Raw genomic sequence first — 25,690 nt, 5'->3', positions numbered from 1 at the left:
CCGGGGACTCCCGCTGGGACCTGCCGGACCTGCCGGACCTGCCGGACCGTCAGGACTCCTCGGACGACCGGACCGGGGCTCCCGCCAGCAGGATGTTCAGCAGCCGGACCGCCGCCGCCTTGTCCAGCGGATCGTTCCCGTTGCCGCACTTGGGCGACTGGACGCAGGACGGGCAGCCCCGTTCGCACTCGCAGGCGGTGATCGCATCCCGGGTGGCGGTCAGCCACTGCTCCGCGCCCCGGAAGCCCCGTTCGGCGAACCCCGCTCCGCCGGAGTGGCCGTCGTACACGAAGACCGTCGGCAGCTGGGTGTCCGGGTGCAGCGGCACCGAGACCCCGCCGATGTCCCAGCGGTCGCAGGTGGCGAACAGCGGAAGGAGACCGATGGAGGCGTGCTCCGCCGCGTGCGCCGCACCGGGCAGCTGGTCGAACGGGATGTCGGCGTCCAGGAGTTGGTCCTCCGTGACGGACCACCAGACCGCTCGGGTGCGCAGCGTCCTGGGCGGCAGGTCGAGCTTGCTCTCGCCGAGGATCTCGCCGGTGGAGATCCGCTTGCGCAGGTACCCGACCACCTGGTTGACCACCTCCACCGAGCCGAAGCTGAGCCGGGCCTCGCCCCATTCCACGGTGGTGTCGGTGGCCAGTACCGAGATGGAGGTGAGGTCCCTGGCGGCGGTGGTGTAGGGCGGCTCCGCAGGTTCGACCAGGGCCACCGAGCTCTCCAGGTCGAGGTCCTGCACCAGGTAGCTGCGGCCCTGGTGCAGGTGGACCGCGCCGGTGTGCACGGTGGTGTGGGCGGCGGCCGCGTCCACGGTGCCGAGCAGCCGGCCGGTCGAGCCCTCGACGATCTGTACCGGGCTGCCGCCGCTGCCCCGCAGGTCCACCGAGTCGACGGCGCGCTCCCGGCGGGTCCAGTACCAGGAGCCCTTGGTCCGCTGCCGGAGCAGGCCGCGCTGTTCGAGCACGGTGAGCAGCTGCCCGGCGGACGGTCCGAAGAGCGGCAGGTCGGCCTCGGTGAGTGGGAGTTCGGCGGCGGCCGCGCACAGGTGCGGGGCCAGGATGTGCGGGTTGTCCGGGTCCAGCACGGTGGCCTCGACCGGGGTGGCGAACAGCGCCTCCGGGTGGTGCACCAGGTAGGTGTCCAGCGGGTCGTCCCGGGCGATCAGCACCGCCAGCGCGCCCTGGGCCTCCCGCCCGGCCCGCCCGGCCTGCTGCCAGAGCGAGGCCCTGGTGCCGGGGTACCCGGCCATTAGGACGGCGTCCAGCCCGGAGACGTCGACCCCGAGTTCCAGCGCGGAGGTGGAGGCAAGACCGAGCAGCCGGCCGGAGTGCAGGTCGCGCTCCAGCGCCCGGCGCTCCTCGGCCAGATAGCCACCCCGGTAGGCGGCGACCCGGGCGGCCAGTGGTGTGCCGAGCTGGTCCTGGGCCTGCAGGGCGACCAGTTCGGCCGAGCGGCGGGAGCGGACGAAGACCACCGTGCGGGTACCTCGCTCGACCAGCTCGGTGAGCAGGTACCCGGCCTCGGCGGTCGCGGTCCGCCGGACGGGGGCACCCTGCTCGCCGACGTTCTCGGTGAGCGGCGGCTCCCAGAGTGCGAAGACCAGCGGCCCGCGCGGCGAGGCGTCGTCGGTCACCGCGACGGCGGGCAGTCCGGTCAGCCGCTCGGCGGTGGCCGCCGGGTCGGCGGTGGTGGCCGAGGCCAGCAGGAAGGTGGGCGAGGAGCCGTACCGCTCGCACACCCGCCGCAGCCGTCGCAGCACCTGGGCCACGTGCGAGCCGAACACCCCCCGGTAGCTGTGGCATTCGTCGATGACCACGTACTCGAGCGTCTTCAGGAACGAGGCCCAGCGTGAGTGGGCCGGCAGGATGCCCCGGTGCAGCATGTCGGGGTTGGTCAGCACGTACGAGGCGTACTGGCGGACCCACTCGCGTTCCTCCGGCGGGGTGTCCCCGTCGTAGAGGGCGGCCCTGACCCGCTTCGGGGCCAGCTCGGTGGCTCGGCGGCGCTGGTCGGCGGCCAGTGCCTTGGTCGGCGCCAGGTAGAGCGCGGTGGCGCCCCGGCCGTTGCGGGCCTCGGTGCCGTCCAGCAGTTCGCTGAGCACCGGGGCCAGGTAGCCGAGCGACTTGCCCGAGGCGGTTCCTGTGGCCAGCACCACAGTTTGGCCGGATTTGGCCAATTTCATGGCTTCAGCCTGATGTGCCCAGGGTTCTTCGATGCCCAGGGCCTGCGCGGATGCCACGATCTCCGGACGGATTCCGTCCGGCCAGGGCGCGTAGCGGGCCTGACGGGCCGCCAGATGCTCCGTATGGGTGAGGCGGTCGGCCCGCCCCCGGCTGGCGGACAGAGCGGCGAGCAGGGCCTCGGGCTGGTGGTGACGGGGCGGCATGGGGACCCAGTGTGTCACCGGCCTGGCGGAGAATCGCGCCAAGCCATCGTGCGGGCATGGTCGCAAGTGGTTGAATGAAGCCGTGACGGCCGCATGGCCGAGGGTCGCACCGCCGGGGCTCAACTGCCACGGCCGTGCCGTGCCCGGCCTGCGACCAAAGCGGTGACGGCCATCCGGCCGAGGATCGCAATGACGTAGCAAGGCAAGGTGCTGGAGGTTCCGTGGACCTGTCCCTGTCGACCCGCACTGTCGGCGACCGTACGGTCGTCGAGGTTGGCGGCGAGATCGATGTGTACACCGCCCCCAAGCTGCGCGAGCAGCTGGTCGAGCTCGTCAACGAGGGCAACTACCACCTGGTCGTCGACATGGAGGGCGTGGACTTCCTGGACTCGACCGGCCTGGGTGTCCTGGTGGGCGGCCTCAAGCGAGTTCGCGCGCATGAGGGTTCGCTGCGCCTGGTGTGCAACCAGGAGCGCATTCTGAAGATCTTCCGGATCACCGGTCTGACCAAGGTCTTCCCCATTCACACCTCGGTGGACGACGCGGTCGCCGCCACCGACTGACCAGTCGTCAACGGGCCGGTGCGGGCGACCGCTTCGGCCCTTGACGCTCTCACCTGAGCTCATCCGTTCGCGCACCGGCGGGGCCCTCGGCCCCGCCGGTGGCGAGTGGTGGGCACTGCCCCGGCGGCGCTTTCTGCCAGCCCGCGCGAGTCCGAGGCGTGATCCCGGAGGGGAAGACAATGGCAACGGTCGAACTTCGGTTCAGCGCACTTCCCGAGCATGTCCGTACGGCCAGACTCGTGGCGGTGGCGGTGGCGAGGCGCGCCGGAGTCGATGAGTCGGTGCTCGACGAGGTGCGGCTCGCCGTCGGCGAGGCGTGCTCGCGTGCGGTGAGCCTGCATCAGCGGGGCGGCCTGGACGGCGCGGTACGGGTCGGGTTGACCGATCTGGAGAAGCGTTTCCTGATCGAGGTCGAGGACGAGGCCGGTCCGGCCGGTCTGCCGCCGGTCGGCTCCGCTGCCGAGGAGATGGGTGAGGACGCCGAGGATGCGCTCGGGCTCGCGGTGATCACCGCGCTGGTCGAGGACGTCGAGGTGACCTCCGGGGCCAAGGGCGGCCTGATCCGGATGAGCTGGGGCCTCGCCCCGGATTCCCTGGAGCTCTGAGGCCCCGCCGGGGTCGATATTGACAAATTGTTGAAGCAGGCGGTTCCCTGCTCTCGGGCGCGATCGGTTTCGGTTCGAGAGAAGGACACCTTCCCCATGCGGATTCGCATCCTGTGGCCGGCCGGTCAGGCCACCGCCACCCTGCGTTCGACGCCCACCTCCGAGGCGCTCTGGGCTGCCCTGCCGGTCGATTCCAGCGCCAGTACCTGGGGCGAGGAGGTCTACTTCGGCACCCCGGTCTCGGTGGCCCGCGAGGACGACGCCCAACAGGTGGTCGAGCCCGGCACGGTGGCGTTCTGGACCGACGGCGACAGCCTTGCGCTCCCGTACGGTCCGACGCCGATCTCGCGTGCTGACGAGTGCCGGCTGGCCAGCCCCTGCAACCTGCTCGGTGCGCTGGACGGCGATCCCGGGGTGCTGCGTACCGTCCGGGCCGGGGATCCGATCCGGGTGGAGCGGGCCTGAGCCCTTCGGGGGGCCGTGCGGGGCCGTGTAGGTTCGCAGCGTGAAGCCTGATGTGAAGCTCGAAAAGCGGCTGTGGGCCGCCCCCGTGCTCGGTCTGCTGCTGGCAGCGGGCGCTGTCGCGTGCGGCGGTGGCGGCAGTGACACCGCCGCGCTCGACTCCTGGGCCAAGAAGGTCTGTGACTCCGCGCAGAGCCCGATAGCGCAGTCGCAGACCGCGCTCGCCGACAGCGACAAGGTGGTGCCCGGGGAGCAGCCGGCCGAGCTGCAGCAGCGGCTGGCGGCCGACCTGGGGGTGCTGGCCGCCACCAACCAGCAGCTCGCCGAGGCGATCTCCAAGGCCGGTGAGCTGAAGACCGACGGTGGGGCGGCGGTCCAGCAGGGCGCCGCCGACGAGTTGAAGAAGGCGGCTCAGGGCTACCTGGAGGCACAGCAGAAGCTCACCGCGCTGCCCAACACCGAGCAGGCGAAGTTCGCGGATGCCCTGCGCAGCGTCGGTGACCAGGTGCAGCGCCTCGCGCAGCAGTCCACCGCGGGGCTGAACAAGTTGCAGAGCGGCGAGCTCGGCATCGCCATCGCCAAGCAGCCCGGCTGCAAGCCCGCCCCGAAGACCTCGCCGAGCGCGTCCGCATCCACGACCGCGTCCACGCCCGCCGACCCGAGCGCTCCCGCCGCTGCGAGCGCCGCGCCGTCCACGGCTCCGACGCCGACGCCGACGCCGAGCGCCAGCGGCTGAACCGATCCGGTCACCGCGCGACAATGGGCGGGTGACCAACAGCCCTGTCCTTGACCACGCCCGTCTCGCCGAGCTGCGCGAGGCGCTGCTCGCCGCCTCGTACACCGCCGACGGCTGCCTCGACCTGCTCGGGTCCACCGGGTACGCCGCGCTGGCCCGGAGCGAGGCGGTGCCCGCGCTGCGGGCGACCACCGGCGGCACCCCGCTGGAGACGCTGGTGCGACTGTTCCTGCTCCAGCAGCCGGTGCCGTACGCCGCCGCGGCGGCCGCGCTGCCGGTCGAGCACTGTCTGACGGACCGTTGGCTGGTCCGCGACGGTGACGGCGACGGTGACGGCGACGGTCTGGTGCGGGCCACCGTGGACGTCCGCCCGTACGCCAACGAGGTGGCCGGGCTGCCCAGCGCGGATGCCTGGGTGGTGTCCGACCTCGGCTGTGCGGTCGGCGGCGCGGGTGGCATCGGCGCCGGGGAGGCCGCGCACGGGGTGGCCAGGAAGGACCTGGTGCTCGGCGTGGGCGGCGCCTCCACCACGCTGGCCAGCCTGGCCGTGCGGCGGCCGGCCCGCCGGGTGCTGGACCTCGGTTCGGGCTCGGGTGTGCAGGCGCTGCACGCCGCGCGGCACGGCCGCCAGGTCATCGCGACGGACCTCAACCCGCGCGCGCTGCGCTTCACCGCGCTGACCCTGGCGCTGTCCGGCTTCGCGGACTTCGAGACGGCCGAGGGCAGTCTCTTCGAGCCGGTCGGGGAGCAGAAGTTCGACCTGATCGTGTCCAACCCGCCGTTCGTCATCTCGCCCGGCAGCCGCTTCGTCTACCGGGACGGCGGGATGGCCGGCGACGAGCTCTGCCGCAGCATCGTCCGGGGCGCCGCCGCGCACCTGGAGCCGGGCGGCTACTGCCACCTGCTCGCCAACTGGCAGCACGTCAAGGGTGAGGACTGGCAGGACCGGCTGGCCGGCTGGGTGGCCGGGACCGGGCTGGACGCCTGGGTGGTCCAGCGCGAGGTCCAGGACGTGGCCCAGTACGCCGAGTTGTGGCTGCGCGACGGCGGCGACCACCGGGGCCCAGGGCCGGACTACCAGGCCAGGTACGGCGAGTGGCTGGACGCCTTCGAGGCCGCCGAGGTGGAGGGCATCGGCTTCGGCTGGATCACCCTGCGGGCGGGCGGTTCGGCCGAGCCGACGGTCCGGATCGAGGAGTGGCCGCACACCGTCGAGCAGCCGCTCGGCCCGCACATCGAAAGCTGGTTCGCCCGGCAGGACTTCCTACGGACGCACGACGACGCGGCGCTGCTGGCGACCCGTTACCAGCTCGCCGACGACGTGGTGCAGGAGCAGATCGGCGCGCCCGGCGCGGAGGACCCGGAGCATGTGATCCTCCGTCACAACCGGGGCATGCGGCGGGCCACCAAGGTGGACACCGTGGGCGCCGGTTTCGTCGGGGTCTGCGACGGCACCCTGCCGGCCGGCGAGATCGTCGACGCGATCGCCCAACTGCTCGGCGAGGACCGGGTGGTGCTGCGGGACCGGGTGCCCGAGTCGCTGCGGATGCTGACCGAGCAGGGCTTCATCGAGCCCGTCGGGTAGTCGGCGGGGCAGCCCGCCGGGGCACCTGGTTCATCTGCCGGTTGCCCGCCGTACGCCGGACGGCAGCCGCGGGTTGGCCGCCGCCTGCCACGCTCCCTGTCCACAGGCTGTGGACAGGGAATGGGCGGGGGAGCGATGGAGACGCCGACGGCGGTGGCCGCAGGGGTGGTACTCACGTGCTTCGGCAGCGCCCTGCTGCTCTGGTGCGCCGTCGAACTGCGCCTTCGCCACCACCTGCGCCGCCACGGCGTGCCCGCCACCGCACGGGTGATCGCCGACCGCGATCCGTACGGCGAGCCCTACGGCGACACCTTCGGCGAGCTGGACAGTGCGCCGCTGCTGGCCTTCCCGACCGACGACGGCGGCTCGGTGCTGGCCCGGCCGCGCGGACACACCCCGCTGCGCCGGCCGTCCTGGCTGCGGCCGGGCGTGACCGTACCAGTCGCATACGACGCACAGCGGCCGACCCGCGTGGTGCTGGCCATGCCCGACGCCGCCTCGGCGGTGCCCGGTGACGTGTTCTGGGCCCTGCTCGGCACCAGCGCGCTGGCCGGTGGGCTGAGCCTGCTCGGCACCGTCCTGGCTGGTTAGACGCCGGTTCGGCCGACGGGCTCAGGACGACCGGAATCCGACCCCGAGACACCCCGTAACCCCATCCGCGCGGCAGGAACACGCATCATCGGGTTACCGTTCGAGTGGCGTCGGTCGGCCTTGCCAGTGAAAAAGTGCGATCCGTTCGTTTGACAAGGGTGGCCAGGGTACGGTCACACTCCGCTGGTGGGGCCGTCGCACAGTGGCAGCCTCGGACGAGGACCACGAGTAGTAGACGAGGGTCGGGGGCGGGTCGAACGCCACCGGTCTTCGGCCGCGCCGCCACCAGACATAACGACCGGGAGAGAAGAGCGAAGGTGTCCCCGAGCAGCGAGACCGCGCACGGCATGCGACTCGTCATTGTCGAGTCGCCGGCCAAGGCGAAGACGATCAAGGGCTACCTTGGCCCCGGCTACATCGTCGAGGCCAGCGTCGGGCACATCCGCGACCTGCCCGGCACGGCCGCCGAGGTCCCCGACCAGTACACCGGCGAGGTCCGGCGGCTCGGCGTGGACGTCGACCACGACTTCGCCCCGATCTACGTGGTGAACGCGGACAAGAAGTCCCAGGTCTCCAAGCTCAAGGCTCTGCTCAAGGAGTCCGACGAGCTCTTCCTCGCCACCGATGAGGACCGCGAGGGCGAGGCCATCGCGTGGCACCTGCAGGAAGTGCTCAAGCCCAAGGTGCCGGTCAAGCGGATGGTCTTCCACGAGATCACCAAGGCCGCCATCCAGGAGGCCGTCGCCAACCCGCGCGAGCTGAACCAGCGCCTGGTCGACGCCCAGGAGACCCGCCGCATCCTCGACCGCCTGTACGGCTACGAGGTCTCGCCGGTGCTGTGGAAGAAGGTCATGCCGAAGCTCTCGGCGGGCCGGGTGCAGTCCGTCGCGACCCGCCTGGTGGTCGAGCGCGAGCGTGAGCGGATCGCCTTCCGCAGCGCCTCGTACTGGGACCTGACCGCCACCTTCGGCACCGGCCGGACGGCCGCCGACGCCGCGAACCCGGAGAGCTTCGGCGCCCGGCTGTCCACGGTGGACGGCAAGCGGATCGCCAGCGGCCGGGACTTCGGCTCGGACGGTCAGATCAAGGGCGCCAACACCCTGCACCTGGACGAGACGGCCGCCCGCGCGCTGGCCGCCGGTCTGGAGCAGACCGCGTTCAGCGTCCGCAGCGTCGAGTCCAAGCCGTACCGCCGCTCGCCGTACGCGCCGTTCCGCACCACCACGCTCCAGCAGGAGGCCAGCCGCAAGCTGGGCTTCGGTGCGAAGCGGACCATGCAGGTGGCCCAGAAGCTGTACGAGAACGGCTTCATCACCTATATGCGTACCGACTCCACCACGCTGTCGGAGACCGCGATCACCGCCGCCCGGGCCCAGGTCACCCAGCTCTATGGGGCCGACTACCTGCCGGACGCGCCGCGCACCTACGCCAGCAAGGTCAAGAACGCCCAGGAGGCGCACGAGGCGATCCGCCCCTCCGGCGACCGCTTCCGCACCCCGGCCGAGACCGGGCTGAGCAGTGACGAGTTCCGGCTCTACGAGCTGATCTGGATGCGCACCGTCGCCTCCCAGATGAAGGACGCGGTCGGCCAGTCGGTGACGGTCAAGGTCGGCGGCCGGGCCACCACCGGTCAGGACGTGGAGTTCTCCGCCTCCGGCAAGATCATCACCTTCCACGGCTTCCTGAAGGCCTACGTCGAGGGCGCCGACGACCCGAACGCCGAGCTGGACGACCGCGAGCGCCGGCTGCCCCAGGTCACGGAGGGCGCCCCGCTGGCCGCCGAGCAGCTCAACCCCGAGGGCCACTCGACCAAGCCGCCGGCCCGCTACACCGAGGCCTCGCTGGTCAAGGAGCTGGAGGACCGGGAGATCGGCCGGCCGTCGACGTACGCGTCGATCATCGACACGATCATCAACCGGAAGTACGTCTTCAAGAAGGGCACGGCGCTCGTCCCGTCCTTCCTGTCGTTCGCCGTGGTGAACCTGCTGGAGAAGCACTTCGGCCGACTGGTCGACTACGACTTCACCGCCCGGATGGAGGACGACCTCGACCGGATCGCCGCCGGTGAGGCGCAGTCCGTGCCGTGGCTCAAGCGGTTCTACTTCGGTGGCGTCGAGGGCGCGGCCGAGGGCGGCGCGGCCGAGGCCGGGAACGGCGACGGCGACCACCTCGGCGGCCTCAAGGAACTGGTCACCGACCTCGGCGCGATCGACGCCCGGGAGATCAGCTCCTTCCCGCTGAACGACGAGATCACCCTGCGGGTCGGCCGGTACGGCCCGTACGTGGAGCGGGCGTCCAAGATCGAGGGCGAGCCCGGCCAGCGCGCCGACGTGCCGGACGAGATGCCGCCGGACGAACTGACCGTCGAGCTGGCCGAGGAGCTGCTGGCCAAGCCCAGCGGTGACTTCGAGCTCGGCCAGGACCCGGAGTCCGGCAACATGCTGGTCGCCAAGGACGGCCGCTACGGCCCGTACGTGACCGAGATCCTGCCCGAGGGCACCCCGAAGACCGGCAAGAACGCGGTCAAGCCGCGTACCGCCTCGCTGCTCAAGACGATGACCCTGGACACTGTCACGCTGGCGGACGCGCTGCGGCTGCTCTCGCTGCCCCGGGTGGTCGGCACCGACGCCGAGGGCGTGGAGATCACCGCGCAGAACGGCCGGTACGGCCCGTACCTCAAGAAGGGCACCGACTCGCGGTCGCTGACCGACGAGGAGCAGATGTTCACGGTCACCCTCGAGGAGGCCCTGGCCATCTACGCCCAGCCCAAGCTGCGGGGGCGGGCCGCGGCCGCGCCGCCGCTCAAGGAGCTCGGCAACGACCCGGTCAGCGAGCGTCCGGTAGTGGTCAAGGACGGTCGGTTCGGACCGTACGTGACCGATGGCGAGACCAATGCGACGCTCCGCAAGGACGACGAGGTCGAGACCATCACGCCCGAGCGCGGCTACGAGCTGCTGGCCGAGAAGCGGGCCCGCGGACCGGTGAAGAAGAAGGCCGTGGCGAAGAAGGCCCCGGCCAAGAAGGCCGCACCCGCCAAGACGGCGGCGGCCAAGAAGACCGCAGCCAAGAAGACCACCACGGCCAAGAAGGCGACCACGGTGAAGAAGACCGCCGCCAAGAAGGTCGCGGCGAAGAAGACGGCGGCTCCGGACGAGAGCTGACCCCGGTCTGATCCGAGGGCCCGTGCCACGGCACGGGCCCTCGGTGTGTCACAACCCAGTCATGACCGGGCATCCGGAGGGCCTTCCCCCCTTTGGCCGCAGGCGTCGACCGCTACGCTGACGGTATGACGAGCGAGGAGCAGCCCACCCTGACCAGTGCCGCCGAACTGCCGGAGGTACGTCCGGCCGGGACACCCGGCGAGCGGGCCAGGGCGCTGCTGCGGCTGCGCCCCTACCGGCGGCTCTGGGTCACCCAGCTCGTCGGGGGTGCCGGGGACCGGCTCGGTCTGCTGGTGCTGATCGGTCTGACCTGGGTCGCGGCGCTGGTCGGCGGCCAGCTCGGCCACGGTTACCGGAGCCAGGCGCTGGCGGTTGCCGCCGTGCTGGCGGCCCGGCTGCTGGCCACCCTGATCTTCGGTGCGGCGCTGCTCGGACCGGTGCACAGTCTGTTCGGCGGGCGACTGGACCGGCGCTGGACGATGCTCGGTGCCGACGTCTTCCGTGCGGTTCTGATCGCCCTGGCGCCCTGGTGGCTCAGCTGGTCGGCCGGTTCGGCGACCTGGCTGCTGCTCGGCACCGCCTTCCTGACCGGTGCGGCCGAGCGGGTCTGGTCGGTGGCCAAGGACGCGGCTGTCCCCGGCCTGCTGCCCGTCGCCGACCCGTACGCCCCCCAGCGGGAGCAGCGTCCTTCGGCCTCGATGCTGGAGACCGTCCGGGCCGTCGACCAGCGCACCGGCTGGGCCACCGTGCCGCTGGCCGGGGCGCTGCTGGTCGGGCTGACCCTGCTCAACAACGTCTTCGCGGCGCTCGGTTCGGACTGGCTGAGGGTGCATCAGTTCACCGTCGCCGGTGTCGGCGCGGCGCTGCTGCTCACCGCCTCGGCGGTGCTGACCTTCCTTCAGGAGCTGCCGAGCGGCGCCTTCGCCGTCCCGCGTTCCCCGTTGCAGGGCCTGCGGGCCCCGACGGACGCCACCCCGGGCCCGGCGCTGCGCAAGGGCCGGACCGGCTCGGCCCCGTTCTTCACCTTCTCGGTCGCCGCCGCCTACGCGGCGATGGCGGGCGTCGCCGTGCTCGGCCTGCTGACCGCCGTCGACCACCGGGCAGGCCCGGCCGGTTTCGGCCTGCTGGTGCTCGCCGCCACCGGTGCCCCCGCGATCGGCGTCCGGATCACCCGGCCGCTGCTGCCCACCCTGTCCCGCCGTCGGCTGCTGGCACTCGCCCTGATCACCGAGGGTGTGGCGCTGATCCTGGCCGGTCTGGTGCTGGACTTCGTCCTGGTGCTGCTGCTCACCACGCTGGCCGGGCTGGCCGCCGGAGTGGTGATCGGCACCGGCCGCACGCTGCTCGCCCAGGAGGTCGAGGAGATCCGGCTGGCCAGGGTCACCGAGCACCTGTACGCGGTGCTGCGGGTGGTGGTCGGCGCCGCGCTGGTGCTGATGCCGGTGCTCGCTGCCGGGTACGGCGAGATCGCCTTCGGTGAGGTCACGACGGGCAGCTTCACCTTCATCCACGACGGCGCCGCGCTGGCGATCGGCACGGCCGGGCTGCTCACCCTGGTGCTGGCCGCCGTGGTGCTGCTGAAGACCGACGACCAGCGGGGCGACGTCCCGTTCGGCCGGGAGCTGATCCGTTCGCTCCGGGGTACCGACGCCGTGGCGCCGCACCGGATGAGCGGCACCGGCTTCTTCATCGCCCTGGAAGGCGGCGACGGCGCCGGCAAGTCGACCCAGGCGACCGCGCTGGCCGAGTGGATCCGCAGCAAGGGCCACGAGGTGGTGGTCACCCGCGAGCCCGGCGGCAGCCCGATCGGGCAGCGGCTGCGCGCGCTGGTGCTGGACGTCGGCAACACCGGGCTCTCGCACCGGGCCGAGGCGCTGATCTACGCGGCCGACCGGGCCGAGCACGTCGAGAACGTGATCCGCCCCGCGCTGGAGCGCGGCGCGGTGGTGATCACCGACCGGTACATGGACTCCTCGATCGCCTACCAGGGCGCCGGCCGCGACCTGGCCGCCACCGAGGTGGCCCGGATCTCGCGCTGGGCCACCGGTGGTCTGGTCCCCGATCTGACAGTGGTTCTGGACGTCGCGCCGGAGGCGGCGCGCGAGCGCTTCACCGAGGCGCTCGACCGGCTGGAGTCCGAGCCGACCGAGTTCCACGCCCGGGTACGCGCCGGGTTCCTGGCGCTGGCCGCGGCCGACCCCGCGCGCTACCTGGTGGTGGACGGCAGTCAGGCCGCCGCCGCCGTCACCACCGCCGTCCGGCACCGGCTCGACCGTGAGCTGCCGCTCTCCTCCCAGGAGAAGGCAGCGCAGCTCGAGCAGGACCGGCTGGCCCGCGAGGAGGCCGCCCGGCGTGCCGCCGAGGCGGCCCGGCTGAAGGCGGAGGCCGAGGAGGCCGAGCGCAAGCGGCTGGAACTGCTCGAGGAGCTCCGCGCCGAGCAGGCCGAGAAGGACCGGCTGGCGCGCGAGGAGGCCGAGCGCGTCGCTGCGGAGGTCGCGGCCAAGGCCGCCGAGGAGGCCAGGGTGCTGGCCGAGGCCGAGGCGGCGCGGCGGGCCGAGCAGGAGGCCGTCCGGGCTGCCGAGGAGGCGAAGCGGCTCAAGACCGAGCAGGCCGAGCGGGAGCGGCTGGCCGCCGAGGCGGCGGCCCAGGAGGAGCTGCAGCGGCAGCGCGAGCTCCAGCGGGCCGAGCAGCGGCGCCGGGCGGAGGAGGCGTTGCAGCGGGCGGAGGCGGCGCGGGTGGCGGCTGCGGCTGCGGCCGCTGCTGCTGTGGCCGTGGGGGAGAGCACGACGACGGTGGAGCTGTCCCAGGTCGTTGCGGACGACCGGACCCGGGAGATCCGGAAGCCGGCTCCGGCGGACGAGACGGCGGTCATGCCCAAGGTGCCGGCGGCGGACGAGACCGCGGTGATGCCCAAGGTGCCGGCGGCGGACGAGACGGCGGTCATGCCGAAGGTCGAGCCGAAGGCCGTCCCCGTGGAGGACCGGGTGCCGCCGGGGCTGTTCCGGGACGAGGTGCCGGCCGAGACGCCGGAGCCGCCGGCCGAGGCCACTCGGGAGATGCCGGTGGCCGAGCCGCGACCGCGTCCGTCCTGGGCGGAGGAGACGCCGATGGACGACCTGCCGAGTCTGACGGACACTCTGCTGGGCTCCCGCGAGGAGTGGGCACAGTGGCAGACGGACGAGCCGGGCCCGGACGAGAAGCCGCGCAAGCGCCGCAGCTAGGCGTCTCGGCACACGCTTCGGAAGGCAGGGGCTCGGGGAACTGCGAGGAGGTCTGGCGCCGGGGTCACATGCGAAAGTGCCTGACCACTTACGCACGGATCACCTTGCATGAGGTCGGCGTCGCAGTTCCCCGAGCCCCTGGCCGTCGATGGTCGATCGCCTGCCCAAAGGGTGTCCGCTCGGGAGGTTAGGCTCGGGCCGGGACGAGTGGTGGGAGTGCGGCGTGAGTGTGTGGGACGACCTGGTCGGCCAGGATCGGGTGGTCGAGCAGCTGACGGCAGCCGCCGGGGCGGCCCGCGCGACGGTGCTGGCGGGCCGGACGGCAGGCGCCCCGGCGGGTAATGCTTCGCTGATGACGCACGCCTGGCTGTTCACCGGCCCCCCGGGGGCGGGCCAGATCACCGCCGCGCGGGCGTTCGCGGCGGCGCTCCAGTGCACCAGCCCGGACCTCGAGCTGGGCGGCGTCCCGGGCTGCGGGTTCTGCGACGGCTGCCACACGGTGCTCGCGGGCAGCCACGCCGACGTGAAGTACGTCCGGACCGACGGGCTGTCGATCGGCGTCGGCGACATGCGTGAGCTGGTGCTGCGGGCCGCCAGCTACCCGACCGGCGGCCGCTGGTCGGTGATCCTGGTGGACGCCGCGCACCGCCTCACCGAGGCGGCGGCGAACGCGCTGCTCAAGGGCGTGGAGGAGCCGTCCCCGCGTACGGTCTGGCTGCTCTGCGCCCCGTCCGTGCAGGACGTGCTGCCCACCATCCGCTCGCGGTGCCGCCTGCTGGTGCTCCGGACGCCCGCTGCCGAGGCGGTGGCGGACATGCTGGTCCGCCGGGACGGAGTGGAGCCGGAGACCGCCATGCTGGCCGCGCTGGCCGGGCAGGGCGATGTGGACCGGGCGCGGCGGCTGGCGGTGGACGACCAGGCCAGGGCCCGGCGGCTGGACGTCCTGCGGATTCCCCTGGAGGTGGCCGACATCGGGGGCTGCCTGGCGGCCGCCCAGCGGCTGGTGGACACCGCGAAGGCCGATGCCGAGGCGCTGGCCGAGACCCAGGACACCAAGGAGACCGGCGATCTGCGGGCCGCGTACGGCGCGACCGAGGGCAGCCGGGCGCCGCGTGGGATGGCCGGAGCGGTCAAGGATCTGGAGAAGCGGCAGAAGAGCCGGGCCACCCGGACACGGCGGGAGACCCTCGGCGTCGCGCTGCTCGATCTGCTCGGCTTCTACCGGGACGTGCTGGCGCTCCAGTTCGGCGCGGGCGGTGCGCTGTCCAACGAGGACCAGCGCCAGGCGCTCGGCCGGGTCGCGGGCCAGAGCACGGCGGAGAACACGCTGCGCCGGATCGAGGCCGTGCTGGCCTGCCGCCGTGCGCTGGATCGGAACGTCGATCCGCTGCTGGCGGTCGAGGCGATGACGGTGGCGCTCCGCGCGGGCTGAGCCGTCTGCTGGGCCGTCGGCCGGGCCGGCTCGGGTGGCGGCGGTTGACGCTCTGTCAGCTCCTCCGTTCGAGTGAATCCCGCACCCCTTCCGGGAGCCGCGCGGCCGTCCGCCGTTCCGTCTTGCACGCTGTGGACCGAGTACGCCGTGGTCTGCGGCCCCGAAGGCCGGGCCGTTCGTGTTCGGTTCCCCGAGGTGGTGCGCCCCATGCCCCGTCCGCTCCTCGTCGTTCCGCTGGTGCTGGCCCTGGCCGTCGGATTCTGGCTGACCCGGGCCGCGTTGGTCCGTTGGCGCGACCTGAAGTCCGCGCAGACGTACGAACTGGTCGCCGAGCAGCGCCCGTTGCTGCTCCGTGCGGGTGGCGCGGTACTGTGCGGCATGTGTGTGACCGCGCTCACCGTGGCGGTCGCGCTGGACGGCCGTGGAGTGCACCCGGCCCGGGCCGCCGTTGTCGTGGCGGCCGCCGGTGGCCTCGGCCTCGCCCGAACTGCCGCCGGTGGTCACCCAGTTCGACGTGATCGGCAAGCCCGCCGGGGGTGAGCTGCTGGAGGGCGCGGTGGCCGGTCCTGACGGTCGGCCGCGCACCGTACGGGTCTGGCTGCCCGAGCGGTACCGGACCGATCCGCAGGCCAGGTTCCCGGTGGTGGTGCTGCACGCGGGCACCGCCCGGCGGACCGCCGACACCGAGGTGCCTGACGTGTTCGAGGGCATCGCCTCGGCGGTGAAGCTGGGCCGGGCCCGGCCGTTCGTGGTGGTCGCCCCCGAGGCGCCGACCGGCACCGAGCACCCGTGCGAGCTGGTCGCCGCCGCCCCGCAGGCGATCACCGACGACCAGGCGCTGCGGACGGCGGTGGCCGCCGCGTTCCGTACCCTCCCGGCGGGACCGGGCAGTTGGGGTGTGCTGGGCATCGACGGCGGCGCGGCCTGCGCGGCCGCCGCCGGGCTGGCCCGGCCGGACCTGTACGGGGCGGCCGCCGCCGTCTCCGGCCGGTACGACGCCACCGCGCTGGCGGGCACCGGCGCCGAGGCCCCCGAGGGGACCGCCGCCAAGCTGCTGCTGGCGGCCGCGAAGAACGACGCGGCCGGGCTGGACGCGGCCCGCAAGCTGCAGACCGCCCTGCAGGGCGGCCGGGGCCGGGCCGCCAAGGCGAACGTCCGGATCTCCGACGTGGTGCAGGACTTCGCGCCCGACCGGGAGCGGCTGCGGCTGGTCCGGGTGGCGGCCCAGTACCTGGCGGAGAGCCTGACCCGTACGGGCTGAGGCCCCGGCCCGCACCGGTCGGGCCTGGCCGGACCGCTACGCTCGATGCACCCTGGTACCGAGCGCAGAGAGAAGCACCCATGCGAGCTGTCCGGCCGTCCCGCCTCGTGCCCGCCGTCCTGGCCGCTGCCCTGCTGCTCGGGGCCTGTACCTCCGGTGGGTCGACGCCCGGTCAGACCGTCTCCTCCGCGCCGTCCTCGGACCACGCTCCGGCTGCCGGGGTCACCCCGTTGGAGCCGCTGCCCGCCGAGATCCCGGCCGCGCTGGCGTCCTACTACGCGCAGAAGCTCGTCTGGCAGTCCTGCGACGGCGAGTTCGAGTGCACCACCTTCAAGGTGCCGCTGGACTACGCGGCCCCGGCCGGTGGCGACCTGGTGCTGACCGCGGCCCGCAAGCGCGCCACCGGCGGCAAGGCCCGGCTGGGCTCGCTGCTGCTCAACCCGGGCGGCCCCGGCGGTTCGGCCGTCGAGTACGTCGAGGGCGTGGCCAAGGGCTACGACCCGGAGGTCAGGGGGGCGTACGACCTGGTCGGTCTCGACCCGCGCGGGGTCGGCCGGAGCTCGCCGGTGACCTGCCTCACCGGGGACCGGATGGACGCGTACACCGCCGCCGACATCACTCCTGACGACCAGTCGGAGATCGACGCCCTGGTGGCGGCGGACCAGGAGTTCGCGGCGGGCTGCCGGCAGCGGGCCGGTGCCTTCCTCGGCCACGTCAGCACCGTCGAGTCGGCTCGCGACCTGGACGTGCTGCGGGCCCTGCTCGGGGACCAGAAGCTCAGCTACCTCGGCAAGTCCTACGGCACCTTCCTCGGCGCCACCTACGCGGGCCTGTTCCCGTCCCGGGTCGGCCGGATGGTGCTGGACGGCGCGATGGACCCGTCCCTGGACGCCCGCGCGGGCAACAAGACCCAGGCCGGCGGCTTCGACGTGGCCTGGGCCGCCTTCGCCAAGGACTGCGCCAAGCGCGACGACTGCCCGCTCGGCAGCGACGCGCAGCAGATCGACCAGCAGCTCGACGCCCTCTTCAAGCGGATCGACGGCGGCGCACTGCCCGCCGAGTCGGGCCGGAAGCTGACGGAGGCCCAGGCCACCACGGGGGTGATCCACGCGATGTACGCGGAGTTCCTCTGGCCGCAGCTGCGCACCGCGCTGACCACCGCCAAGGCGGGCGACGGCACGGCGCTGCTCAAGCTCTCCGACCAGTACTACGACCGGGGTGCGGACGGCAGCTACCCCAACCTGATGTACGCCAACATGGCCGTCAACTGCCTCGACCTGCCCGCCCCGTTCGCCTCTCCGGCGGAGGCCGCGGCGGCGGTGCCCGAGTTCGAGCAGGCGTCCAGGCACTTCGGCCGGGACATGGCCTGGATGGCGCTCGCCTGCGGCTACTGGCCGGTCAAGCCGACCGGATCCGCGCACACCATCCGCGCGGCCGGCGCCGCCCCGATCGTGGTGGTCGGAACCACCCGCGACCCGGCCACCCCGTACGCCTGGGCCCAGTCGCTGGCGGGCCAGCTGGAGTCCGGCCGCCTGCTCAGCTACGACGGCGACGGCCACACCGCGTACGGCCGCCACAACACCTGCATCGACGGCGCGGTCACCCGCTACCTGCTCGGCGGCGACGCCCCGGCTGCCGGGACCCGCTGCGCGAAATAACGACAGTACGATCTTCGGCCCGGTAGGTACGATGTCCGCCCCAGCTCATCCGGCCTCGCCCGCCGCCTGCCGAAGGAATGCTTCGTGCTCGGAGTCAACGACCTGGCGACGTACGTCCTCGGCGCCCTGGTCATCGTCCTGCTGCCCGGACCCAACTCGCTCTACGTCCTGTCCGTCGCCGCCCGCAAGGGCATCCGCACCGGCTACTCGGCCGCCGCGGGCGTCTTCGTCGGCGACTTCACCCTGATAAGCCTGACCGCCCTCGGGGCCTCCTCGCTGCTGAAGGCCAACCCGGCGGTCTTCGCCGTGGTGAAGTTCGGCGGCGCGGCCTACCTGCTCTGGATCGGCTTCGGCATGCTCCGGGCTGCCCGCCAGCTCTGGCGCGAACGGCACGCTGCCTCGAACGAGGCCGCCGAGGCTCCGGCCGCCATCGAGCGGCCGTTCCGCCGCGCGCTGGTGATCAGCCTGCTCAACCCCAAGGCCATTCTGTTCCTGCTGTCCTTTTTCACCCAGTTCGTGGATCCGACGTACGGTCAGCCGGTGCTCTCCTTCGCCCTGCTCGGCGGCATCCTGCAGACCTTCAGCGTGCTGTACCTCTCCCTGCTGATCTTCGCGGGCACCACCCTGGCCACCGCCTTCCGCCGCCGCAAGCGCCTCTCGGCGGGCCTGACCAGCGGCGTCGCCGTCCTGTTCGCCGGCTTCGCCGCCAAGCTGGCCGTCTCCTCCGCCTGAAAGCCGGGTGCGGAGCACCGGTGCGCACCGTGTAGACTAGCTCGCGTTGCCGACGGCGTGATCATCTCGCCGGAGACAGCGGTGCCGCCTTAGCTCAGTTGGCCAGAGCAACGCACTCGTAATGCGTAGGTCTCGGGTTCGAATCCCGAAGGCGGCTCTAAAGGCCCAGGACTCACTCGCCGTGACCTGGGCCTTTTGCTTGCCCTTTGCGTTTCAGGTGAGGGTCTGACTCCCCGCGAAGGGTCCAAGATCGCTCCCGGTGGACGCTCGGTGGACAATCGTGCAGTGAGCGTGCACGACGGTGGACGGTGCGGCGGGCGTCCAACGGATGCCTGTGGCGGCGGTGCTGTGAGAACCGCACACCTCGCCTGATCGACTCCAGTGGGAAATACTCCCGGACGCTGGAGCGGTGGATCGAGCAGGCCCGCGCCGCGGTTGTGGCCGATCGGCCGAGGGCACCCGCTTGAGCCCCGTCGTGCGCGGCCGGCGCGTCCGGAGCCGGTCAGGGAGGGGCCGTATGCCGGGCGCACGCTGACCCTGCGAGTGACGCGGACGTCGGCGCCGACATGGGCGGTGCGGGAGGCTCAGGAGCGCGGGGAGCGGATGATCGGGCCAGATCTGGTCGTGGAGGGGCGGTGGTCCCATGGCGAGGAGCCACCCTCGCTTCCACTGCTACGCGGAGCCAGCCCTGGCGAGACCGCCCCCCCAAGTGCAGGCCCTGGTCAAGGAATTGGAAGGGCGCTACCCAGGCGCCAAAGTCAGGGCGACCGTCACGGCGCAGGCGATGGGGCAACCCGGCGACCAAGGCTGAGGGATCTGTTGGTCGACACCGTGAGTCGACTGTGGTCAGTAGGCGGCCGTGACGGTTGCCGGACTCCTTGTGTGTGGCGGGCGTCAGGGCACCCATGGCCAGTTTGGGCTTCCGTGCCGCCGGAAGAAGAGGAAGGAACGGTCCGCGAGGAAGAGCTTCCGGCTCGGCTTGTTGTAGGTGAGTACTCAGCATGAACCGGCGGCTGGGCTTCGTCGAGGCTGACGTACCCGTCCGGGATGACGGATCGGGCCTGGCCGCGATTCCCGGTCGGGCCGCCGGATGACCTTGCGCGTGACCTTGACGCACTACCCGGGCTGACCCATAGTGATGGCCATCGAGCCGCCTTGATCTAACGCCTGACCTCGCTGACTGAATTGTTAACGCTAACATTCGGTCCCGCTTCCACCGTCCCCGCACCCCCGATGGGCTGGGCTCCACGGAACGGGCAGCAATCTCCTGCACCGGGACGCAACGTCCGCGACCACCCGCGGGACCCGTTGCATCCCGCGGGCCGGAGCGCCCCCGCCCAGCACTGTGTCGGTGCATGCCGTGACTGCCGAGGACGGCCGCCCGCCCCCACTCACCCTGGAGCGCAAATGACCGCAACAACCGGCCCCGGCCCCCACCCGTCGCGCCGACTGTTCCTCGGTATGGCCGCCACCGTCCCGCTGGCCCTGAGCGGCACGCTGGCCCTGGGCGCGCGGCCCGCCTACGCTGCCGACGCGGCCTACGTCATGGGCTACTTCACCGAGTCCGCGACCATGCTGGAGGCCGACTACGGCCTGCACCTGGCCGTCAGCACCGACGGCCTGCGCTGGATGCCGCTCAACCAGAACAACCCCGTGGTGACCCCGACCGCGGGTGCGGGCGGCCTGCGTGATCCGTTCATCATGCGCAAGCAGGACGGCACCTTCGTCATCCTCGCCACCGACCTCAAGGGCACCGACTGGGGCTACAACAGTCAGTACATCCACGTCTGGGACTCCGCGGACCTGCGCACCCTCACCGGCTACCGCCGACTGAAGCTGCACGACATGGTCACCCACAGCTGGGCACCCGAGACGTTCTGGGACGCCGGCCGCGGCGAGTACGGGATCATCTACTCGTCGGTCAATGCCAGCGGCCACAACGTGCTCATGGTGAACTACACCACCAACTTCCAGACGGTGACGTCCCCGCAGGTCTTCTTCGACCCTGGCTACGACATCATCGACGGCAACCTCACCGTGGGTGTGAACGGCGTCAACTACCTCTACCACAGGGGGAGGGACCAGGCCCTCGTGGGCGCGCGGTCGACCACCCTGCAGCCGGGCAGCTTCACGCCCTTCAGCACGCCGGCCGCCCACGGCGGCACCGAGGCGCCGACCCTGGTGAAGTCCCTGACCTCCGGATCCTGGTACCTGTGGGGCGACACCTACACGCCGAACGGTGTCTTCTACGCCTGGCAGAGCAACGACCTCGCCGCCGGCACCTGGACCGCGCTCGACCAGCGCGACTACACCCAGCCGCTCAACTCCAAGCACTGCACCATCGCGACGATCACCACGACCGAGTACAACAACCTCGTGGCAAAGTGGGGCAGCCCCGCCTGGAACCGGCTGAAGTCCTACAACTACCCCGACCGTTACGTCCGTCATGCCAACTCCGTCGGCCGGATCGATGTCTACCCGTTCGACCCGTACACCGACTCGCAGTGGAAGCTCGTGCCCGGCCTGGCCGACAGCGCGGGCGTGTCCTTCCAGTCGGTCAACTTCCCGACCCGCTACCTGCGGCACTCCAACTACGAACTGCGGCTGGAAGAGAACGACGGCACCGCGATCTTCGCCGCGGACGCCACGTTCCACAGGACCGCCGGACTGGCCGACTCCGCCTGGTCGTCGTTCCGTTCGCACAACTTCCCGACGCACTACATCCGGCACACCGGCTTCGTCCTGCGCATCGACCCGATCTCCACCACCACGGAGAAGGCCGACGCCACCTTCCACGTCGGCTACTGACGGGGGCCGGCTCGGGCCGTTGGCTTCACGGCCGTTGGGAAACGCCGGCCTGGTCCCTTCGGGGTGAACCCGAAGGGACCAGGCGGTGTCCGTGCCGCACGTCGCGCAGGCAGCGAAGATCCTGCACCACCGCACCGACCTCAGAACAGGCAAAGTCACTCGCCGGGTCGTCTGCACCCTCACCGACCTGACGGTCCGCCAGGCATCGCCGCAACGGATCGGCCGCCTGGCCCGGTCGCAATGGGTGATCGAAAACCGGGTCCATTACGTCCGGGACACCGTGTCCGCCGAGGACGCCTCGAAGATCCGTACCGGCCACGGTCCGGAGAACATGGCCACACCGCGAAACCTGCCGGTCAACACCCTTCGCACCGAGGGCCACACCGGCATCGCAGCCGGCCTCCGCGAAATGTCCTACGCACCCTTCAGCCGCCCGCTGGGCCTACTGGGCCTGCCCTGCCCTGCACGGCCCGGGTGTCCGAGTGACCCAGGGTCTCGGAGGCGACCTTGATGTCGATGCCGGCCGCGAGCATGAGCGTGGCGGCGACGTGGCGAAGGTCGTGCAGGCGGATGGGCGGCAGCCCAGCGGCCTACATCGAATCGATGTGAACATCGCTTCGATGTTACGCTCGTAGGTATCCGCCCAAACGTCTCTGGAGAGGCACAGCAAGATGCCATCGCAGTCCACCGAGTCAGTGATGAACCGTTTTGTCGAGTTCATCAACACGGGCAACGAGGATCTCGCCCGTGAGGTCATTTCTCCGGACGCGGTGTTCCACGCGCCCAGCCATCCGGAACCACTGCGGGGGCCCGAGGGGTACTTGGAAGTCATCGGGATGATGCGCAGCGCCTTCCCCGACGTCGAGTGGACGCTGGAGGAGACGGTCACCGAAGGCGACACCGTGGCCGCGCGGTTCACCATGCGGGGAACCCACGACGGTGAATTCTTCGGGATCCCGGCGAGCGGCAACAAGATCTCGGTGCAGGCCATGAACTTCTACTACCTGGCCGACGGCCGGATCGTCGGCGAACGGGGCCAGCCCGATCTCCTCGGGGTGATGCAGCAGATCGGTGCCCTACCGGCGCCGTGAACCACGTAGCGGCGGGTGAGCCTTCTGCCGCGCGGGATTGCAGCTGCCCGGAAGGGCCGTACGCGGGTAGAGGGCGAAGGGCCGCACCGGAGCGCGGGCGGCCGGCGCGGGTTCACCGCAGAGGCCGGCCTTCTTCTTGATCCGGGTGCGCTTGCAGGGAAGCGACAACCCCGCAAAACACGACTGAACCGGCGATTCAGGGCCGTCCCAACGGGAGGATGGCCCGGACCTGCGGGGATGTGCTCGCCGCCATCATCTGCCAACGGCCGGCGCGGGAGCGGTAAGGCTCCCGCGCGAGCCGTAGGTGCACCGCCCCCGTGCTCGGTGGAGGAGTTCAGGCCTACGGGGCTTCTCTGGTGGTGCCGGCGCACAGTGCCCAGATGACGAAGACGTCGAGGGCGATCAGGACGATGGCCCAGAAGGGGTAGTAGGGCAGCCACAGGAAGTTCGCCACCATGCTCAGCCCGGCGAGGGCGACACCGATGATGCGTGCCCACAGGGCTCCGCTGAAGAGGGCGATGCCCGCCAGCACGATGAGGATGCCCAGGATGAGGTGGATCCAGCCCCAGCCGGTGGTGTTCATCCGGAAGGCGTAGTCGCGGGTGACGACGAGCAGATCGTCCTTCGCGATGGCGGCGATCCCCTCGAAGATCGCCATGGCACCGCCGAAGATCATCAGAACGGCGGCGAAAGTGGTCCAGCCGGTGACAAACGGCCGTCGGGAAGTCTGGGCAGGTGCTCCACTGGCGTTGCTGGCCATGTTCGGGCTCCTTCTGAGACAAGGTCCCGCCGGAGCGCAGACCTTTGGAGGGAAGGCCTTCTACCTCCAGGCTGACACCGTGAGCGGCGGGCAGCATGCCGGGACCGTGCCGCGCCCTGAGCACTGCTGTCGGCCGGTGGCCCGAAGGCACGGGAAGCCACGGTGCCGAACACGATCGAGGATCACGCCGGTGGCTCCTCGGTTCACGGCCGGGGACAGCGCACACAGGCCGATGTCGGCGAGCAGGCGGAAGGCGAACAGCGGGTCCTGATGGAAGGTCCGTTCCGGCCCCGTGCGCTAGGGCAAGCCGCCGGACCGGGGTTCGGCCGACCGGCGGCGTGCAGATCACCGTGGCGGGCGAGGTGAACCGACGGTTGTGGGGCAGTGCCGCTGACCCACCCTCAGCCGTGGCGGGGCTCCCAGCGGAAGAGGCGGCGGCCCAGGACGGCTGCGCCGGCGGTCCAGGCGGCGATCACCAGCAGGGCCGGGGCTGCGTGCTGCCAGGTGTGCAGGAGGTCGAGGGTGGGGAGCGGGGCGCTGTCCCAGGACTCCGGGCCGAAGCCGCGGCCGAACCAGGCGGTGCGCAGGGTCTCCACCACGGGGGCGAGCGGGAGGTTGTGGGCGGGGGCCTGTAGCCAGTGCGGCATGGAGCTGAGGGGGGCGACCACGCCGCTGCCGAACATGCAGATCAGCAGGACCGGGGTGGCGATCATCGGTGCAGCCTCCGCGCTGGGGGTGAGGCCGGAGAGGGCCACCGCCAGGACGGCGAAGAGCAGGAAGCCGCCGGTCAGGGCCAGCAGGAGGAGCAGCGGGTCGGCGGGCAGCGGGGCGTCGAACCAGACCACCGACAGTCCGCCGAGGACCAGCACCTGGAGCAGGACCACGGCGCCGGCCGCGCCGAACTGCCCGGCGAAGATCGCCGTCGGCGGGACCTCGGTGCCGCGCAGGCGCTTGAGCACCAGGTCGTCCCGTCGTGCCACCACGCCGTTCAGCAGGTTGATGAACGAGGTCACCAGCGCGAAGCCGATGAACCCGACCGTGCTGTAGGCCGCCGCGTTCACCCCGGCGATCTGCTGGTCGCGCAGCGGGGCCGCGACCACCAGGTTGAGCAGGACCGGCAGCAGGAAGCCGATGAAGGTCGAGCGCCGGTTGCGCCAGAACACCCGCCAGGAGAGCAGGAACTGGCCGCGCGCGTAGGCGGGCCAGGCCAGGTGCTGGCGGGATGCGGTGGTGGTCGCGGTGGTCATCGGGTCTCCGCCTTTTCGTGGGCCAGTTCCAGGAAGACGTCTTCGAGGGAGGCGTTGCGGGCCTCGATGCCGTCCAGCTCGACGTCCAGCTCCGCCGCCCAGGTGTGCAGGGCGGCCAGTGCGGGAGCCGTCCGGGCCACGGTGTAGAGCACCGTGCCGTCGGTGACGGTCGGCAACTCACCCAGGACTGGGGGGAGTTGGGAGGAGTTGAGGCCGGCCGGGAGGGGGAAGGTGATCCGGGTGCCGTGCCCGGACAGCACCTCCTCGACCGTCCCGACGGCGGCCAGCTGCCCCCGGTCCATGATGGCCACCCGGTCGGCCAACTGCTGGGCCTCCTCCAGGTAGTGGGTGGTGAGCAGGACGGTCGTGCCGGCCGCCCGGAGTTCGGTGACGAGTCGCCAGGTGGCCCGCCGGGCCTCCGGGTCCATGCCGGTGGTCGGCTCGTCCAGGAACAGCAGTTCCGGGGTGTTCAGCACGGCCAGCGCGAGGTCCAGCCGGCGCCGCTCGCCGCCGGAGAGCTGGGCCACCCTGGTGCCCGCCCGTTCGGTGAGGCCGACCCGGTCGAGTACCTGGGCGGCAGGCTGGGCGCCGGAGATGAAGGACCGCCAGGAGTCGACGGTCTCCCGGACGGTGAGCTCCTTGAAGAAGCCGCCCTCCTGGAGCATCACGCCGGTCCGTCGCCGGACCAGGGCGCCCTGGGTGTACGGGTCCAGGCCCAGCACCCGGACAGTGCCCGAGCTCGGCGGTGAGTACCCCTCCAGGACCTCCAGGGTGGTGGTCTTGCCGGCGCCGTTGGTGCCCAGCAGGGCGAACAGTTCGCCTCGCGCGACCGAGAAGGAAATGCCGCGGACGGCTTCGTAATCGCCGTAGCTGCGCCGCAGGTCGCGCACCTCTACGGCCGGTTCCCCGGGAATTCCCGGGTCAGTGATGGGTGTCATGCAATACAGGGTGAACCGGGGTGCCCGTATAAGGCAAGTGGCACTATCAGTGCAGGTCAGGGCATGTTCAAAATGTCATGGGTGAATGTATGGCATTTTGCAGAGGTGGGTTCCTGACATCCCCTACTGACGCACTTCCGGGTGTCGGGTGCATAGTTTCCTCATCGCCGAAAACGAGCCGGAGAAAAAGCCGGAAAGCGAAATCGGCGCCGATGGTGACCAGCCCCGCCGGGGCCGGCGCCACACCCCGAAGGGAGCCCACCATGGCTGACAACAACATCGCCGCGAACGACCAGTTCGACATCGAGATCGAGGAGCTGGACAGCGTCAACGCCGGCGTCTCCGTCAGCTCGCTGGCCTGCGCCGCCTGCCCGGTCTCGAGCTTCAGCTCGGTGTCCAACTCCGTCGCCGAGGTCTCGGCCGAGTAATTCGGGTCCTGTGCCGCGGTGAGCC

The 25,690-nt window shown here is 71.6% G+C and carries 21 protein-coding genes, 1 tRNA gene and 2 pseudogenes; 18 read left to right on the top strand and 6 right to left on the bottom strand.

The annotated features are described in order from the left end of the window. Window positions 1–49: 49 nt before the first annotated feature. Window positions 50–2,386: a DEAD/DEAH box helicase gene (locus ASC99_RS14695; RefSeq protein WP_082598317.1), complete on the bottom strand. Its 2,337-nt coding sequence runs from the start codon at window positions 2,384–2,386 to the stop codon at window positions 50–52. Window positions 2,387–2,607: 221 nt separating this feature from the next. On the opposite strand from ASC99_RS14695, the gene bldG reads away from it, so the two are divergent. The 16 genes from bldG to ASC99_RS40470 all read left to right on the top strand — a co-directional run bounded on the left by bldG (window position 2,608) and on the right by ASC99_RS40470 (window position 21,712). After that, entirely contained in the window at window positions 2,608–2,949 is a 342-nt protein-coding gene (gene bldG, locus ASC99_RS14690; protein ID WP_057232018.1) for an anti-sigma factor antagonist BldG, read from the top strand. Between the two features lie 179 nt (window positions 2,950–3,128). After that, on the top strand, window positions 3,129–3,554 hold the full coding sequence (locus ASC99_RS14685) for an ATP-binding protein (RefSeq protein ID WP_057232016.1): 426 nt from the start codon (window positions 3,129–3,131) through the stop codon (window positions 3,552–3,554). 96 nt (window positions 3,555–3,650) lie between these two features. Then, window positions 3,651–4,019, top strand: a complete 369-nt coding sequence (locus tag ASC99_RS14680) for a cyclophilin-like fold protein (protein ID WP_057232014.1) — start codon at window positions 3,651–3,653, stop codon at window positions 4,017–4,019. Between the two features lie 40 nt (window positions 4,020–4,059). After that, window positions 4,060–4,752, top strand: coding sequence for a hypothetical protein (locus tag ASC99_RS14675; RefSeq protein ID WP_157531526.1), 693 nt, complete (start codon window positions 4,060–4,062; stop codon window positions 4,750–4,752). A 31-nt stretch (window positions 4,753–4,783) separates the two neighbouring features. Then, window positions 4,784–6,337: a class I SAM-dependent methyltransferase gene (locus ASC99_RS14670; protein WP_057232010.1), complete on the top strand. Its 1,554-nt coding sequence runs from the start codon at window positions 4,784–4,786 to the stop codon at window positions 6,335–6,337. Window positions 6,338–6,472: 135 nt separating this feature from the next. After that, window positions 6,473–6,928 (top strand): DUF3592 domain-containing protein, encoded by a 456-nt coding sequence (locus tag ASC99_RS14665; RefSeq protein WP_057232009.1) that lies wholly within the window; start codon window positions 6,473–6,475, stop codon window positions 6,926–6,928. 317 nt (window positions 6,929–7,245) lie between these two features. After that, window positions 7,246–10,089: a type I DNA topoisomerase gene (gene topA / locus ASC99_RS14660; RefSeq protein WP_057232007.1), complete on the top strand. Its 2,844-nt coding sequence runs from the start codon at window positions 7,246–7,248 to the stop codon at window positions 10,087–10,089. 125 nt (window positions 10,090–10,214) lie between these two features. Continuing rightward, on the top strand, window positions 10,215–13,310 hold the full coding sequence (tmk, locus tag ASC99_RS14655; RefSeq protein WP_082598340.1) for a dTMP kinase: 3,096 nt from the start codon (window positions 10,215–10,217) through the stop codon (window positions 13,308–13,310). A gap of 223 nt (window positions 13,311–13,533) precedes the next feature. Further along, on the top strand, window positions 13,534–14,742 hold the full coding sequence (locus ASC99_RS14650; protein ID WP_057232005.1) for a DNA polymerase III subunit delta': 1,209 nt from the start codon (window positions 13,534–13,536) through the stop codon (window positions 14,740–14,742). Window positions 14,743–14,949: 207 nt separating this feature from the next. Then, the gene (locus ASC99_RS39395) at window positions 14,950–15,282 is read left to right on the top strand and encodes a hypothetical protein (RefSeq protein ID WP_057232003.1); all 333 of its coding nucleotides are present in this window, start codon (window positions 14,950–14,952) and stop codon (window positions 15,280–15,282) included. Further along, a complete protein-coding gene (locus tag ASC99_RS14640; RefSeq protein ID WP_162257879.1) occupies window positions 15,209–16,003 on the top strand; it encodes an alpha/beta hydrolase-fold protein in 795 nt (264 codons plus the stop codon). The genes ASC99_RS39395 and ASC99_RS14640 overlap by 74 nt, the downstream gene beginning before the upstream one ends. An 80-nt stretch (window positions 16,004–16,083) precedes the next feature. After that, window positions 16,084–17,661, top strand: coding sequence for an alpha/beta hydrolase (locus ASC99_RS14635; RefSeq protein ID WP_057232000.1), 1,578 nt, complete (start codon window positions 16,084–16,086; stop codon window positions 17,659–17,661). 84 nt (window positions 17,662–17,745) lie between these two features. Next, window positions 17,746–18,393, top strand: coding sequence for a leucine efflux protein LeuE (gene leuE / locus ASC99_RS14630; RefSeq protein WP_057231998.1), 648 nt, complete (start codon window positions 17,746–17,748; stop codon window positions 18,391–18,393). Between the two features lie 83 nt (window positions 18,394–18,476). After that, window positions 18,477–18,550: transfer RNA gene (locus ASC99_RS14625), tRNA-Thr, on the top strand. Window positions 18,551–19,800: 1,250 nt separating this feature from the next. Further along, window positions 19,801–21,201, top strand: a complete 1,401-nt coding sequence (locus ASC99_RS14620; protein ID WP_057231996.1) for a glycoside hydrolase family 43 protein — start codon at window positions 19,801–19,803, stop codon at window positions 21,199–21,201. An 85-nt stretch (window positions 21,202–21,286) separates the two neighbouring features. Then, a complete protein-coding gene (locus ASC99_RS40470) occupies window positions 21,287–21,712 on the top strand; it encodes a hypothetical protein (protein WP_235502520.1) in 426 nt (141 codons plus the stop codon). Here ASC99_RS40470 and ASC99_RS37160 read toward each other — a convergent pair. Next, window positions 21,672–21,791: pseudogene (locus tag ASC99_RS37160) on the bottom strand (tyrosine-type recombinase/integrase); the annotation flags it as partial. The gene ASC99_RS40470 and the pseudogene ASC99_RS37160 overlap by 41 nt on opposite strands. Window positions 21,792–21,899: 108 nt before the next feature. On the opposite strand from ASC99_RS37160, the gene ASC99_RS14615 reads away from it, so the two are divergent. Next, window positions 21,900–22,292, top strand: coding sequence for an ester cyclase (locus ASC99_RS14615; RefSeq protein ID WP_235502501.1), 393 nt, complete (start codon window positions 21,900–21,902; stop codon window positions 22,290–22,292). A gap of 340 nt (window positions 22,293–22,632) precedes the next feature. Here ASC99_RS14615 and ASC99_RS14610 read toward each other — a convergent pair whose 3' ends face one another. From ASC99_RS14610 to ASC99_RS14600, 4 genes and pseudogenes are all read right to left on the bottom strand, one after another. Beyond that, window positions 22,633–23,052, bottom strand: a complete 420-nt coding sequence (locus ASC99_RS14610) for a hypothetical protein (RefSeq protein ID WP_057231992.1) — start codon at window positions 23,050–23,052, stop codon at window positions 22,633–22,635. 60 nt (window positions 23,053–23,112) lie between these two features. Next, a pseudogene (locus ASC99_RS40465) lies at window positions 23,113–23,334 on the bottom strand (DUF2254 family protein); the annotation flags it as partial. Between the two features lie 119 nt (window positions 23,335–23,453). Next, the gene (locus ASC99_RS14605; RefSeq protein ID WP_057231990.1) at window positions 23,454–24,299 is read right to left on the bottom strand and encodes an ABC transporter permease; all 846 of its coding nucleotides are present in this window, start codon (window positions 24,297–24,299) and stop codon (window positions 23,454–23,456) included. Further along, on the bottom strand, window positions 24,296–25,237 hold the full coding sequence (locus tag ASC99_RS14600) for an ABC transporter ATP-binding protein (protein WP_057231988.1): 942 nt from the start codon (window positions 25,235–25,237) through the stop codon (window positions 24,296–24,298). Before ASC99_RS14600 ends, ASC99_RS14605 begins: the two co-directional genes overlap by 4 nt. 263 nt (window positions 25,238–25,500) lie before the next feature. Here ASC99_RS14600 and ASC99_RS39385 point away from each other — a divergent pair, with 263 nt between their 5' ends. Continuing rightward, on the top strand, window positions 25,501–25,665 hold the full coding sequence (locus ASC99_RS39385; protein ID WP_162257878.1) for a hypothetical protein: 165 nt from the start codon (window positions 25,501–25,503) through the stop codon (window positions 25,663–25,665). The last annotated feature ends 25 nt before the right edge of the window (window positions 25,666–25,690 follow it).

The sequence above is a fragment of the Kitasatospora sp. Root107 genome (assembly GCF_001424875.1).
Lineage (GTDB): Bacteria > Actinomycetota > Actinomycetes > Streptomycetales > Streptomycetaceae > Kitasatospora.
This window is presented reverse-complemented; position numbering and strand designations above follow the sequence as displayed.